Consider the following 14,470-nt stretch of genomic DNA (forward strand, 5'->3'; position numbering starts at 1 on the left):
GCCACGGTCGACGCCGGAGCCCGGCCGACACGGGGCCACGGTCGACGCCGGAGCCCGGCCGACACGGGGCCACGGTCGACGCCGGAGCCCGGCCGACACGGGGCCACGGTCGACGCCGGAGCCCGGCCGACGGCGGAGCCCGGCCGACGGCGAGCAGACGGCGGCGGTGTCCTGGGCGGGGCCGCGCCGACGCGGGTCGCGGGGCCGGTGGCGGCCCGGTGGTGGACCGGTAGCGGCCCAGGGCGGACCGAGCCCGCAGGACCGCACCGACGGCACCCGGGGAGGGACCCTGGATGTCCCGGCGGGATCGGCTCCGCCCGGCATAGGCATTCCCGGCTCCGGCTCCGCCCGGCATGGGCATTCCGGGCTCCGGCTCCGGCACCCGTGCCCCAGGGACATCCGGGCGGCGCCCCGGGAGAGCGCCGGGGAACCCCGGCAGGCCGGGGGATGCCCGGCATCCCGGGCATCCGGCCCCCGGACCGGCTCCGCTGAGCAAGCCCCCCAGCCACCCGCAACAGACGGATCACCCCCGCCCTTGGCACGCCCACCAGCGCCCCCTCAGGCCCTGGGCGCCAGGGAGCCCGGGGGCGGGGCCGGGTAAGGGCCGCCCCTAGGTGCCCGACGGGCTCGGGGTCCCGCTGTCCGTCGGGGTGGGAGTCGGGGTCGGAGTCGAAGGGTCGGACGGGGGCGGGGTCGTCGGCGTGGGGGTCGGGTCCGTGGGCGGCGGAGACGAGCTGGTGGGGGGCTCGGCGGGGGGTGTGCTGGGCGGGGCCGGAGTGCCCGGGTCGGTGGACGGGGGGCGCGGGGTCGGGCGGCTCGGTGCCGTGCCGTAGCCCACGATGGAGACCACCGAGCCCGCCGGGGCCACCGCCACCCGCGCGTGCCAGGGGCCGGACGGCTCGCGCAGATGGTCGACGTACACCTTGATCGTCAACGTCCCGCCGGGCCGCAGGGTTCCCGAGGACTGGCTGAAGTAGAGCCAGCCGGCCGACGTGGACACCGACCAGCGGACCTCGGAGCCGCCGGAGGCCGCGAGGGTGATCAGGGTCGTGTCGCCGTCGTTGGCGGCGACGACGGACAGCCGGCCGGCGCCCTGCCCGCCCGCTCCGCCGACGCTGACGACCTCCACGGAGACGTCCGCCTTGCCGTCCTTCCCGGCGCGGGCGCCCGGCTTCACTCTGGCGTTGCCCGCGTTCTCGTAGCCGCCCGCCGTGTCGCTGCCGAGCACGTCGGGGCCCTGTGCCTCGGGGGCGGTCGCGGCGGGGCCGCCGCCGTCGCCGCCCGGTCCGCCCCGGTAGGCGGCCCAGAGGGCGAGGACGGGCGCGGCGACGACCGTGGCGACGACCGTCGTCGTGACGGCACGCGCGCGGAGCCGGTCGCGGCGGGCCGCGCGGTCCTTGGGGTCCATCGGGAAGCCGCGCCGGTCGAAGCGGGGCAGCGTCGCGCCCCGCGCGCGCGAGTGGTGCGCCAGTGCCATGTGCAGGGCCGCGCGCGGGGCCGCGACGACGGGCAGCTCGGCGGGGGTGACCGTGGCCCCGGGCCAGTGGCCGGGGGCGGCGCGCTCGGCGGTGCGGCGGCAGCGCGGGCAGTCGTCGACGTGCCGGACCAGCTCGCGGCGCAGGGCCGTGCTGAGGACCATCCGGCTGTCGCCGGTGAGGTGGGCCACGCTCGGGCAGCCGCCCGTCTCGACCACGGCGAGGGCCGCGCGGGTGCGCTCGACCTCGCAGGCGGCGGAGGCGAGCAGCTCGCGCGTGGCGGCGGGCTCCATGCCGAGGACGGAGGCGACCTCGTGGGCGGTGAGGTGGTGCCGGACGGCCAGCTCCAGCGCCTCGCGCTGCTCGGGGGTGGTGCCGGCCGCTTCGGGCCAGGCCAGCAGGGCGAGTTCGCGGCGCCGCCGCTCCTGGGTCTCCGGGGCGACGGGCGGATCCGGGACCGCTTTCCCGCGGCCCTCGCCGACTCCCGCCACCGGCGCGGGTGCCCCCATCGGCACGGGTCCCCCCATCGGGGCGGCTCCCGTCACCGTCCCCTTGCCGGGCCCCGCCGCCGTCGCGGCGCCCGGCCACTTCACGGCCCCCGCACCGGCGCCCCGCCCGGTTCCGGAGCGCCCCGCCGCGTGCGTGCCCTGACGTTTCTGCCTGGCCTCGGCCAGCTTGCGCAGGCACGCCCAGCGGGCCAGTGCGTACAGCCAGGCGCGGCGGTCGCCCGGGGCCTCGGGGCCCCGGTTGCCGCGCCGCTCGGCCAGGGCGACGACGTCGCCGAGGGCGGCGGTGGCCGCGTCGTGGTCGCACAGCACCGACAGACAGTAGGTGAACAGACCGTCCAGGTACGGCTCGTAGCGGGCCGGCGGACGCTGGGCGAGGGTGCGCGCGGCGGTGCGGTCACGCGCCTCGCGACGTGCCCGGTGCGCGCCTGTGGTGCGGGTCGTGGTCTCCGGACTGCTGCTCATCACCCGTGCGACCGTAGGCGGCGGCGGAGTGCCCGTTCTGGAACCTTGAGCACTTTTAATCCGTACGGGTGAAACGATCCCTCATAAGGGGACAGGAACCCTTTATTCCGCGGCTGGATCCTGGCGGGTGGTGGCCGAGAACGGTCCACCCACACGCGGCCCCCGGCGTCGTTGTCAGTGCCGCGGGCTACGGTTTCCGCATGGCTGCCCGTACCAAGACCACCAAGGACCGCCCGTCCTACCGCTGCACCGAGTGCGGCTGGCAGACGGCCAAGTGGCTCGGCCGCTGCCCCGAGTGCCAGGCCTGGGGCACGGTCGAGGAGTACGGCGCACCCGCGGTCCGCACCACGGCACCGGGCCGGGTGACCTCCTCCGCGCTGCCCATCGGCCAGGTCGACGGCCGGCAGGCCACCGCCCGCTCGACCGGCGTGCCCGAGCTGGACCGGGTGCTCGGCGGCGGTCTGGTGCCCGGCGCGGTCGTCCTGCTCGCGGGCGAGCCGGGCGTCGGCAAGTCCACCCTGCTGCTGGACGTCGCCGCCAAGTCGGCGAGCGCCGAGCACCGCACCCTCTATGTCACCGGCGAGGAGTCGGCGAGCCAGGTGCGGCTGCGCGCCGACCGCATCGGCGCCCTGGACGACGATCTGTACCTGGCCGCCGAGACCGACCTGTCCGCCGTCCTCGGGCATCTGGACGAGGTCAAGCCGTCCCTGCTGATCCTCGACTCGGTGCAGACGGTGGCCTCCCCGGAGATCGACGGGGCGCCCGGCGGCATGGCCCAGGTCCGCGAGGTCGCCGGCGCCCTGATCCGCGCCTCCAAGGAGCGCGGGATGTCCACGCTCCTGGTCGGCCATGTCACCAAGGACGGCGCCATCGCCGGCCCCCGTCTGCTGGAACACCTGGTCGACGTCGTCCTGCACTTCGAGGGCGACCGGCACGCGCGCCTGCGCCTGGTGCGCGGCGTGAAGAACCGGTACGGGGCGACGGACGAGGTCGGCTGCTTCGAGCTGCACGACGAGGGCATCATCGGCCTCGCCGACCCCAGCGGCCTGTTCCTGACCCGCCGGGCCGAGCCGGTCCCGGGCACCTGCCTGACCGTCACCCTGGAGGGCCGCCGCCCGCTGGTGGCCGAGGTGCAGGCGCTGACCGTCGACTCCCAGATCCCCTCCCCGCGCCGTACGACGTCCGGTCTGGAGACCTCGCGGGTGTCGATGATGCTGGCGGTGCTGGAGCAGCGCGGCCGGATCAGCGCGCTGGGCAAGCGGGACATCTACTCCGCGACGGTCGGCGGCGTGAAGCTGTCGGAGCCGGCCGCCGACCTCGCCATCGCGCTCGCCCTCGCCTCCGCCGCCAGCGACACCCCGCTGCCGAAGAACCTGGTGGCAATCGGCGAGGTGGGGCTCGCGGGCGAGGTCAGACGGGTCACGGGCGTGCAGCGCAGGCTCTCCGAGGCGCATCGGCTGGGCTTCACCCACGCGCTCGTACCGGCCGATCCCGGGAAGGTGCCGCCCGGCATGAAGGTCCTGGAAGTCGCCGACATGGGGGAAGCCCTCCGGGTCCTGCCGCGCTCCCGTCGCCGAGAGGCCCCACGGGAGGCGGAGGAGCGCCGGTAGACTTTGCCCAGGTCTCGCCCGTCCGTACGAACAGAGTGCGCGACAGGAGCGCGTCAGAACCTGCGACCGGAGGAGTGCAGTGGCAGCCAACGACCGGGCAGCAGCTCCCGGAAAGTCCGGTGGGAGTGCCGGTACCGATGGCCTGATGCGCGCCTCGCTGAGCGCCGTGGCTCCGGGAACGGGCCTGCGCGACGGCCTGGAGCGGATTCTCCGCGGCAACACCGGCGGCCTGATCGTGCTCGGCTCCGACAAGACGGTCGAGGCGATGTGCACGGGCGGTTTCGTGCTGGACGTCGAGTTCACCGCGACCCGGCTGCGGGAGCTGTGCAAGCTGGACGGCGGCATCGTGCTGTCGTCGGACCTGTCGAAGATCCTGCGCGCGGGTGTCCAGCTGGTCCCGGACCCGACGATCCCCACGGAGGAGACCGGCACCCGGCACCGCACGGCGGACCGGGTCAGCAAGCAGGTCGGCTTCCCGGTCGTCTCCGTCTCCCAGTCGATGCGCCTGATCGCCCTGTACGTCGACGGTCAGCGCCGCGTCCTCGAGGACTCCGCGGCGATCCTCTCCCGCGCGAACCAGGCCCTGGCCACCCTGGAGCGGTACAAGCTGCGTCTCGACGAGGTCGCGGGCACGCTGTCGGCGCTGGAGATCGAGGACCTGGTGACCGTCCGGGACGTCTCGGCGGTCGCGCAGCGACTGGAGATGGTGCGCCGCATCGCCACCGAAATCGCCGAATACGTGGTCGAGCTGGGCACCGACGGCCGTCTTCTCGCCCTCCAGCTGGAGGAACTGATCGCCGGGGTCGAGCCCGACCGCGAGCTGGTCGTCCGGGACTACGTCCCCGAGCCGACGGCCAAGCGGTCCCGCACGGTCGACGAGGCGCTGGCCGAGCTGGACGCCCTGAGCCACGCGGAGCTGCTCGAACTCGGCACGGTGGCGCGGGCGCTGGGGTACACCGGCTCGCCCGAGACTCTGGACTCCGCGGTGTCCCCGCGCGGCTTCCGGCTGCTGGCGAAGGTGCCGCGGCTGCCGGGCGCGATCATCGACCGTCTGGTGGAGCACTTCGGCGGCCTGCAGAAGCTGCTCGCCGCCAGCGTGGACGACCTGCAGACCGTGGACGGCGTGGGCGAGGCCCGGGCGAGGAGCGTACGGGAAGGACTGTCGCGCCTGGCCGAGTCCTCGATCCTGGAGCGGTACGTCTGAGTCGTGGCCGGTGCGGGACGCGCGGCGTCCTCAGTCGGCCGCCAGGACGAACGACGCCTGCATCTTCCCGTACCCGGGCGCCTTGGCCTCCAGCAGGTAGGTGTCCGGCTTCGCCTTGCCCGCGGGGGGCGTCGCGCACTGCGGCGCGCTCGGCTTCCGGTCCCACTTCACGCTGTACGTGATGCTCTGGCCGGCCGGCACCTTGAACACCAGGCGGCCCGCGCTCTTGGGGCAGTCGGCCGAGGACCAGTACGCGTCGTCCCCGTCCGCCGGCGTGACCGTCAACACCACGTTCTTCGGCCCGAGATCGACCTTGCAGTCGGCCGAGGAGCTGTTCCTCGCGGTGAGTTCGAACGTCGGCGTCTGGTCCGGCGAGAAGGAGTTGTGCGCGCTGCGCAGGCTCAACGCCACCGCGCCGGCCGTGCAGTCGGGCAATGCCGAGGACGCCGGGAGCGCGTCGCCCGTACCGACGGCGCCGGAGCCGGACGCGGCGCCCGGGCCGCCGCCGGAGCCGGAGGAGCCGGAGGAGCCGCCGGCCGAGCCCGCCGAGCCGTCGCCCCCGCCGGAGCCGGAGCCGCCGGAGTCCGAGCCGCCCGACTCGTCGCGCCCGCCCGGGTGTTGGCTGATGGCGGAGCCGGACGGGGACGGCCCAGGGGTGATGGTGTGCGTGGGGTTCTTGCCGTCGGACGCGTCGCTGTTCTTCTTGCCGCCCCCGCCGCCGGCGGTGACGATCAAGGCGACCACCAGCGCCAGCACAGCGAGCAGGGACAGCATGACCACCCTCCTACGCCAGTAGATGGAGGAGGGAAGCGGCCCGACCGGATTGCGCAGAGATCCCACGGCCCAAACTGTACGAGAGATCGGCGCGCTCGCTTGCGCCACCCGCCGCGCCCGCGCCAACTTTTCCGGATCATCATCCCGGTAACTGGCCACGACGGCACGGTTCTTCGCATTCCGCCACGCTGGGTGATGGTGTGATCACACGCTCTGCCCGCCATCCCATGGCAGGATCGGAAAGGCCATGACTGAGATGCTCCACGCCCCCGTGATCGCCTGGTTCGACGCCCATGCCCGCGACCTCCCCTGGCGCCGCCCGGAGGCGGGCCCGTGGGGCGTGATGGTCAGCGAGTTCATGCTCCAGCAGACCCCGGTCAGCCGGGTGCTGCCCGTCTACGAGGAGTGGCTGGCCCGCTGGCCGCGCCCCGCCGACCTCGCCAAGGACGCGCCCGGCGAGGCGGTGCGCGCCTGGGGCCGGCTCGGCTATCCGCGCCGCGCCCTGCGCCTGCACGGCGCCGCCGTCGCCATAACGGAACGGCACGGCGGGGACGTGCCGACGGACCACGCGCACCTGCTGGCACTGCCCGGCATCGGCGAGTACACGGCCGCCGCCGTGGCCTCGTTCGCGTACGGGCAGCGGCACGCGGTGCTGGACACCAATGTGCGCCGGGTCTTCGCACGGGCGGTGACGGGCGTGCAGTACCCGCCGAACGCGACCACGGCCGCCGAGCGGCGGCTGGCCCGCGAGCTGCTCCCGCAGGAGGAGAGCACGGCCGCCCGCTGGGCCGCCGCCTCCATGGAGCTGGGCGCGCTGGTGTGCACGGCGAAGAACGAGGAGTGCGCGCGGTGCCCGATCGCCGCGCAGTGCGCCTGGCGGCTGGCCGGCAAGCCGGAGCACGCGGGGCCGCCGCGCCGGGGGCAGACGTACGCCGGGACGGACCGGCAGGTGCGCGGCAAGCTGCTGGCCGTGCTGCGGGAGGCGCACACCCCGGTGCCGCAGACGGTGCTCGACCGGGTGTGGCACGAGCCGGTGCAGCGGGCCCGCGCGCTCGACGGGCTGGTCTCGGACGGCCTGGTGGAGCCGCTGCCGGGCGCCCTGTACCGGCTGCCGCTGAGCTGACGGACAGCCAAGTCACCGTTACGACGGCTCCGTTACCCGCCCATCCGACCGACAAAGGCCCTCATAAAGGGACATAGCGGCCTAGCTCACTACCCCATTCCCTGGCCCGTTACACAACCGACGGATAGCCGATTGCTAGCCGCAGGCTGGATCGGACAGCGCCGTGACAACCGCTCCGTAACTTCTTCCTCGTGCCCGGCGGACCACCGGGCGCGGGGACAGCGGGACTTCCGGCAGGCGCCGGAGGGCAACGGGGAATGGAGGCGGTTGATCATGGCGCAGGGCGAGGTGCTCGAATTCGAGGAGTACGTCCGCACCCGGCAGGACGCGCTGCTGCGCAGCGCCCGCCGGCTGGTGCCGGACCCGGTCGACGCCCAGGACCTGCTGCAGACGGCGCTGGTGCGCACGTACGGCCGCTGGGAGGGCATCGCCGACAAGCGGCTGGCCGACGCCTATCTGCGCCGTGTCATGATCAACACCCGTACCGAGTGGTGGCGGGCGCGCAAGCTGGAGGAAGTCCCGACCGAGCAGCTGCCGGACGCCTGCGTGGACGACTCCACCGAGCAGCACGCCGACCGGGCCCTGCTGATGGACGTCATGAAGGTGCTCGCACCGAAGCAGCGCAGTGTCGTGGTGCTGCGACACTGGGAGCAGATGTCCACAGAGGAGACGGCCGCTGCCCTCGGCATGTCGGCCGGTACGGTCAAGAGCACGCTGCACCGGGCGCTCGCCCGGCTCCGTGAGGAGCTGGAGGCCCGCGATCTGGACGCACGCGCGCTGGAGCGTGAGGAGCGGGAGCGTTGCGCGGCCTGACCGGTGCCGGACCCGATCGGGTCCGCGGCAGTTCCCGGGCGGTGATCACGGTGGGGGCCGTGCTCGCCGCCATCGCCCTTTTCGTCGCGGCCTGCGGCACGGGGGGCACCGGCGCCCGCGACGAGGGCCCGGCCCACGCGTCGGCGGTCGCGGGAGCGGCCCCTTCCCCCTCCCCGACCCCGTCCACCGCCTACCGGCGGGTGGACGCGGTCTCGCTGCTCAAGAAGGACCCCGCGGTGTCCCCGACCCTGAAGCGGGAGCTGAAGCCGTGCAGCGAGGACGACGACTACCCCGTCGACGTCACGTACGGCGATCTGACCGGCGGATCCGTCAATGACGTCGTCGTCAACATCGTGACCTGCGGCGACTGGATCGGGCTCGGCACCTATGTGTACCGGGACGTGGACGGCACGTACAAGAATGTGTTCAAGGCCGAGGAGTCGCCGGTCTACGCGGAGATCGACGGCACCGACCTGACCGTGACCAAGCAGGTGTACGAGACGGACGACCCGGTATCGAACCCGTCCCGGGAGACCGTGATCACGTACAGCTGGAAGGCGGGCCGGTTCGCCCGGGTCAACAGCCACGAGACCGACTACAGCAAGGCCGGCGGCGACACGGTGTCCGCCCCGGAGAACTGACCCCCCACCCGCCCCCCACACCCTGAGGACTGAGAGCACCGGGATGGCAGACCAGACCCACGTCCTGTTCGTCGAGGACGACGACGTCATCCGCGAGGCCACCCAGCTCGCCCTGGAGCGGGACGGTTTCGCGGTCACCGCCATGCCGGACGGCCTCTCGGGCCTTGAGGCGTTCCGGGCCGACCGCCCCGACATCGCCCTGCTGGACGTCATGGTGCCCGGCCTGGACGGGGTCAGTCTGTGCCGCCGCATCCGGGACGAGTCGACCGTGCCGGTGATCATGCTGTCGGCGCGCGCCGACTCCATCGATGTCGTCCTCGGCCTGGAGGCGGGCGCCGACGACTACGTGACCAAGCCGTTCGACGGCGCCGTGCTGGTCGCGCGGATCCGGGCCGTGCTGCGCCGCTTCGGGCACGCGGGCGGCAGCTCCCAGGCCCGGGCCGACGCGGACCCGGTGACCGGCGGCGCGCTCGCCTTCGGGGACCTGGAGATCGACACCGAGGGCATGGAGGTGCGCCGGGCCGGACAGCCGGTCGCGCTCACCCCGACCGAGATGCGGCTGCTGCTGGAGTTCTCCTCGGCGCCGGGCACCGTGCTCTCCCGCGACAAGCTGCTGGAGCGCGTCTGGGACTACGGCTGGGGCGGGGACACCCGGGTCGTCGACGTCCATGTGCAGCGGCTGCGCCAGAAGATCGGCCAGGACCGGATCGAGACCGTCCGCGGCTTCGGTTACAAGCTGAAGGCCTGAGCGGGGAGCGGCGGCATGCGGGGGATTCTCCGGTATCCGGTCCGGCGTATGGAGCGCGCGGGCCTGCACACCGGTCTCAGATGGAAGCTCAGCGCGGCGATCGCGCTGGTGGCCGGGCTCGTGGCGATCGCGCTGAGCCTGGTCGTGCACAACGCGGCCCGGGTCTCGATGCTCGACAACGCGCGCGACCTGGCCAATCAGCGTGTCCAGGTCGCCCAGCGCAACTACGAGCTGAGCCGGCGGCCGAACTTTCCCAACATCAAGATCGACGACCCCGAGCTGCCGGCCGCGCTGCGCGAGAAGGCCGAGCAGGGCCGCAAGGCCAGCGATGTCACCGACAACGACGGGGTGCCGGACATCTGGGCCGCGGTGCCGACCAAGGACGGTCGGGTGCTGTCCCTGCACAGCCATATGCCGGACCGTTCCACCGATGTGCTGAAGGACCTCGACCAGGCGCTGGTCATCGGTTCCGTCGCGGTCGTGCTCGGCGGCAGCGCGCTCGGCGTGCTGATCGGCGGGCAGCTGTCCCGGCGGCTGCGCAAGGCGGCGGCCGCCGCGAACCAGGTCGCCAAGGGCGAGACCGACGTCCGGGTGCGGGAGGCCATCGGCGGGGTCGTACGGGACGAGACCGACGATCTCGCGCGCGCGGTGGACGCCATGGGGGACGCGCTGCGGCAGCGTCTGGAGGCCGAGCGCCGGGTCACCGCCGACATCGCGCACGAGCTGCGCACCCCGGTGACGGGTCTGCTGACGGCCGCCGAGCTGCTGCCGCCGGGCCGGCCCACGGAGCTGGTCCTGGACCGGGCGAAGGCGATGCGCACCCTCGTCGAGGACGTCCTGGAGGTGGCCCGCCTCGACAGCGCCTCGGAACGGGCCGAGCTGCAGGACATCCTGCTCGGCGAGTTCGTCGTGCGCCGGGTGGCGGCCAAGGATCCGGAGATCACCGTGCACGTGGTGCACGAGTCGGAGGTCACCACCGACCCGCGGCGGCTGGAGCGGGTGCTGTTCAACCTGCTGGCCAACGCCGCCCGGCACGGCAAGCCGCCGATCGAGGTCACCGTGGAGGGCCGGGTCATCCGGGTCCGCGACCACGGTCCCGGCTTCCCGGAGGCGCTGCTCGCCGAGGGGCCGAGCCGCTTCCGCACCGGCAGCATGGACCGCGCCGGTACGGGCCACGGGCTGGGCCTGACCATCGCGGCGGGCCAGGCCCGGGTGCTCGGCGCCCGGCTGACGTTCCGCAACGTACGGCCGGCGGGCGCACCCGACCACATCCCGGCGGAGGGCGCGGTGGCCGTGCTGTGGCTGCCGGAACACGCCCCGACCAACACCGGCAGCTATCCGATGCTGCCGCAGTCCGGGAGCGGCCGGCAGCTCGCCGACTGATCCGCGCGGGGCGGGTGCCCCACTCGTTCGCTCCGCCCGGGCCGGGGCCCGAGCGCGGGGCGGCGCTCCCGGATCCGGCGGCGCGGCGGGCTCCCCGTACGGCGGCTCCTGCGGCTCCCGGAGGAGCTCCGCTCCCGTCCGGCGTCGGGACCGGGGCGCGGGGCGGCGGGAACGCACGAAGGACATCCCGACGGACGGCGCGGTGGCCGTGCTGTGGCTGCCGGAGCACGCCCCGACCAACACCGGCAGCTATCCGATGCTGCCGCAGTCCGGAAGCGGCCGGCAGCTCACCGACTGATCCGCGCGGGGCGGGTGCCCCACTCGCTCGGTCCGTCCGGGCCGGGGCCCGAGCGCGGGGCGGCGCCCCCGGATCCGGCGGCGCGGCGGGCTCCCCGTACGGCGGCTCCTGCGGCTCCTGGAGGAACTGCACTCCCGTCCGGGGCCGGGGCGGCGGGAACGCACGAAGGCCCCGGCGGCGGACACGCACCGGGGCCTTCGGGTCGCGGGGAAGGGTCAGACGGCCTCGACCATGGCCGCCGGCGCCGCGCCGGCACCGTCCGCACCGTCGGCCGGAGCCTGCTGGGGACCGCCCTTCAGCGGCACTTCCTTCACGAACAGCGACGCGATCAGCACCAGCACCGCGATGCCGGCGCCGAGCAGGAACGCGGAGTGCGTGCCCTGGGACACCGCGTGCTGGTAGGCCTCGCGGGCCGCCGCCGGCAGCTTCGCCAGGCTCGCCGCGTCCAGCTGCGCCGACTTCTCGGTGATCTTCGAGCCCAGCGCGCCGGCCCGCTCGGACATGACGTCCTGCACCCGGTGGTTGAACAGCGCGCCCATGATGGCCACGCCGAAGGAGGAGCCGAGCGTACGGAACAGGGTGGCGGACGAGGACGCCACGCCCATGTCCTTCATCTGCACGCTGTTCTGCGCGACCAGCATGGTGATCTGCATCAGGCAGCCCATGCCGGCGCCGACCACGGCCATGTAGATGCCGGACGTCAGCCGGGTGGTGCTGGTGTCCATCGTCGACAGCAGGTACAGGCCGACGATCATCAGCGCGCCGCCGGCGATCGGGAAGACCTTGTAGCGCCCGCTGTTGGTGGTGACCCGCCCGGCGACCATCGAGGTCACCAGCATCGCGCCGAGCATCGGCAGGAGCAGCAGGCCGGAGTTGGTCGCCGAGGCACCCTGCACCGCCTGCTGGTACAGCGGCAGGAACAGCGTGGCGCCGAACATCACGAAGCCGGTGACGAAGCCGATGAGCGACATCAGGGTGAAGTTGCGGCTCTTGAAGATGTGCAGCGGCAGCACCGGCTCGGCGGCCCGGGTCTGCCAGAACACGAACCCGATCAGCGAGGCCACGCCGATGCCGGCCAGCTCCATGATCCGCGCGGAGGTCCAGGCGTACTCGGTGCCGCCCCAGGTGGTGACCAGCACGATGGAGGTGATGCCGACGGTCAGCAGGACGACGCCGAGGTAGTCGATGCCCGCCTTGGCCCGCTTCTTCGGCAGGTGCAGCACGGCGGTGACCAGCGCGAGCGCGACCGCGCCGAGCGGCAGGTTGATGTAGAAGGCCCAGCGCCAGCCCCAGTTGTCGGTGATGGTGCCGCCGACCAGCGGGCCGCCGATCATCGCCAGCGCCATGACGCCGGCCATCATGCCCTGGTACTTGCCGCGCTCGCGGGGCGGCACGAGGTCGCCGATGATCGCCATGACGCCGACCATCAGACCGCCGGCACCGAGGCCCTGTACGGCCCGGAACCCGATCAGCTGGCCCATGTCCTGGGCCATGCCGCTCAGCGCCGAGCCGATCAGGAAGATCACGATCGAGCTGAGGAAGGCGCCCTTGCGCCCGTACATGTCGCCGACCTTGCCCCAGATCGGGGTGGAGGCCGCGGTGGCCAGGGTGTAGCCGGTGACGACCCAGGAGAGGTGTTCGAGGCCGCCCAGATCACCGACGATCGTGGGCATCGCCGTACCCACGATCATGTTGTCGAGCATCGCGAGCATCATCGCGATCATGAGTGCAAGCAGCACCACTCGCACACTTTTGGGCTGTTTGCCCTCTACATTGCTTTTGACCGTGTCCGCCATCGTCTTCCCATTCCCCCTGCGGCGCTTACTTACTTGCCGCCCGGCTAGTACTCACTACACTGGGGAAGGTAGACGCGCTACTAGCCGGGCGTCAAGTAAGTTTCCGCAGAAGCGCGAGGAGTACGAGGATGGGCGTCACCATGGACGGCACCAAGCAGCAGCGCCGCGGCAACACCCGCCAGCGCATCCAGGACGTGGCGCTCGAACTCTTCGCGGAACAGGGCTATGAGAAGACCTCCCTGCGGGAGATCGCCGAGCGTCTGGACGTCACCAAGGCAGCCCTGTACTACCACTTCAAGACGAAGGAAGAGATCATCGTCAGCCTCTTCGAGGATCTGACGAAGCCGATCGAGGACCTGATCGAGTGGGGCCGGCAGCAGCCGCACACCCTGGAGACCAAGCGGGAGATCGTCTGCCGCTACAGCCAGGCGCTCGCGGGCGCGGAACCGCTCTTCCGCTTCATGCAGGAGAACCAGGCGACGGTACGGGAACTGCGCATCGGCGACACCTTCAAGGACCGGATGCGCGGCCTGCGGGCCATCCTCATCAACCCCGAGGCGCAGCTCGTGGACCAGGTGCGCTCGCTCAGCGCGATGTTCACGCTGCACGCCGGCATGTTCGTGATGCAGGACCTGGAAGGCGACCCCGAGAAGAAGCGCGAAGCCGTTCTCGAGGTCGCCCTGGACCTGGTCACCCAGGCGCACGAGCACGACCGGGACCGGAACTAGCTCAGACCGTCACACCCTTGGCGCGCAGGAACGTGACCGGGTCGATGGCGGAGCCGTAGTTCGGGGTCGTACGGATCTCGAAGTGCAGGTGCGGGCCGGTCGAGTTGCCGGTGCTGCCCGAGAGGGCGAGGTGCTGGCCGGTCGCGACGACCTGGCCGATGCGGACGTCGACCCGGGACAGGTGCGCGTACTGCGAGTAGGTGCCGTTGCCGTGCTTGACGACGATGGCGTTGCCGTAGGCCGGGCCGTCACCGGCGCCGTTGGGGCCGGCCTTGACGACGGTGCCGCCGTGCGCGGCGACGACCTCGGTGCCGGTCGGCACGGCGAAGTCCTGGCCGCTGTGCTTGGCGGCCCAGTGGCTGCCGGACTGGGCGAAGCCGGCGGAGAGCGTGTACTGCTTCACCGGGTCGACCCAGGACGCGGCGGAAGCGGTGGCGGCGCTCGCGACTCCGGTCCCCAGCACGGCCGTGGCGCCGATTCCGGCAGCCAGGACGGCCACGCGGTTGCGCTGCGAGGACGTACGGGTGGAGCGGGACGTGAAGCGTCGGATCATCGGGACCTCGTGAACTCGGGAATCAGGTCGACCACCCGGCGTACTGGCGTCCGATCGAACGCTCTGCCGTAGCGGCAATACCTTGGTAAACCGAGCACTCCGCCGCTGACAAACCCCCTCTTCTACGACACCTATTAGTAGATGACCGCAAAACCACCCAAGTCTTGACAGTCCCCTCCGGCCCGAGAGCGCAGGCCGGACGACGTCGCGGTTTCACGCTGGGTTCCGAAATAAATGTCCTTTTTGTCCACGCGGCGAATCCCACTATCCGCGTTAGTACCGGACATTTCGCCTGTGCCGCTTATCACCGGGCCGATAAACCAGCGCACCCATAAATGTGACGCAGCCCTCTA

At 72.7% G+C, this 14,470-nt stretch carries 12 protein-coding genes; 8 read left to right on the forward strand and 4 right to left on the reverse strand.

What is annotated here, in order from left to right; genetic code table 11:
• Positions 1–610: 610 nt before the first annotated feature.
• On the reverse strand, positions 611–2,449 hold the full coding sequence (locus ACF073_RS20160) for a hypothetical protein (RefSeq protein WP_392071791.1): 1,839 nt from the start codon (positions 2,447–2,449) through the stop codon (positions 611–613).
• Between the two features lie 197 nt (positions 2,450–2,646).
• Between ACF073_RS20160 and radA the strand changes: the two genes are divergently transcribed.
• Positions 2,647–4,056 carry a DNA repair protein RadA gene (gene radA / locus ACF073_RS20165; RefSeq protein WP_392071793.1) on the forward strand — a complete coding sequence of 470 codons (1,410 nt, stop codon included), beginning with the start codon at positions 2,647–2,649 and terminating at the stop codon, positions 4,054–4,056.
• 79 nt (positions 4,057–4,135) lie between these two features.
• Entirely contained in the window at positions 4,136–5,260 is a 1,125-nt protein-coding gene (disA, locus tag ACF073_RS20170) for a DNA integrity scanning diadenylate cyclase DisA (protein ID WP_392071795.1), read from the forward strand.
• Positions 5,261–5,290: 30 nt separating this feature from the next.
• Here the strand turns inward: disA and ACF073_RS20175 are convergent, their stop codons facing one another.
• Positions 5,291–6,100 (reverse strand): hypothetical protein, encoded by an 810-nt coding sequence (locus ACF073_RS20175; protein WP_392071797.1) that lies wholly within the window; start codon positions 6,098–6,100, stop codon positions 5,291–5,293.
• Positions 6,101–6,281: 181 nt separating this feature from the next.
• On the opposite strand from ACF073_RS20175, the gene ACF073_RS20180 reads away from it, so the two are divergent.
• From ACF073_RS20180 to cseC, 5 genes are all read left to right on the forward strand, one after another.
• Entirely contained in the window at positions 6,282–7,157 is an 876-nt protein-coding gene (locus tag ACF073_RS20180) for an A/G-specific adenine glycosylase (RefSeq protein ID WP_392071799.1), read from the forward strand.
• 273 nt (positions 7,158–7,430) lie between these two features.
• A complete protein-coding gene (locus ACF073_RS20185; protein ID WP_392071801.1) occupies positions 7,431–7,970 on the forward strand; it encodes a SigE family RNA polymerase sigma factor in 540 nt (179 codons plus the stop codon).
• The gene (locus ACF073_RS20190) at positions 7,958–8,611 is read left to right on the forward strand and encodes a hypothetical protein (RefSeq protein WP_392071803.1); all 654 of its coding nucleotides are present in this window, start codon (positions 7,958–7,960) and stop codon (positions 8,609–8,611) included. Before ACF073_RS20185 ends, ACF073_RS20190 begins: the two co-directional genes overlap by 13 nt.
• A gap of 43 nt (positions 8,612–8,654) precedes the next feature.
• Positions 8,655–9,359 carry a two-component system response regulator CseB gene (cseB, locus tag ACF073_RS20195; RefSeq protein ID WP_392071805.1) on the forward strand — a complete coding sequence of 235 codons (705 nt, stop codon included), beginning with the start codon at positions 8,655–8,657 and terminating at the stop codon, positions 9,357–9,359.
• Between the two features lie 15 nt (positions 9,360–9,374).
• On the forward strand, positions 9,375–10,742 hold the full coding sequence (cseC, locus tag ACF073_RS20200; RefSeq protein ID WP_392071807.1) for a two-component system sensor histidine kinase CseC: 1,368 nt from the start codon (positions 9,375–9,377) through the stop codon (positions 10,740–10,742).
• Between the two features lie 513 nt (positions 10,743–11,255).
• On the opposite strand, the gene ACF073_RS20205 is transcribed toward cseC, so the two are convergent.
• The gene (locus tag ACF073_RS20205; RefSeq protein ID WP_392071809.1) at positions 11,256–12,836 is read right to left on the reverse strand and encodes an MDR family MFS transporter; all 1,581 of its coding nucleotides are present in this window, start codon (positions 12,834–12,836) and stop codon (positions 11,256–11,258) included.
• Positions 12,837–12,964: 128 nt separating this feature from the next.
• On the opposite strand from ACF073_RS20205, the gene ACF073_RS20210 reads away from it, so the two are divergent.
• Positions 12,965–13,564 carry a TetR/AcrR family transcriptional regulator gene (locus tag ACF073_RS20210; protein ID WP_392071811.1) on the forward strand — a complete coding sequence of 200 codons (600 nt, stop codon included), beginning with the start codon at positions 12,965–12,967 and terminating at the stop codon, positions 13,562–13,564.
• Between the two features lies 1 nt (position 13,565).
• On the opposite strand, the gene ACF073_RS20215 is transcribed toward ACF073_RS20210, so the two are convergent.
• Complete coding sequence (locus ACF073_RS20215; protein WP_392071812.1) at positions 13,566–14,117, reverse strand: M23 family metallopeptidase; 552 nt, start codon at positions 14,115–14,117, stop codon at positions 13,566–13,568.
• Positions 14,118–14,470 lie beyond the last annotated feature (353 nt).

This window comes from Streptomyces sp. NPDC015171 (assembly GCF_043079545.1).
In the GTDB taxonomy this organism is placed as follows: domain Bacteria; phylum Actinomycetota; class Actinomycetes; order Streptomycetales; family Streptomycetaceae; genus Streptomyces.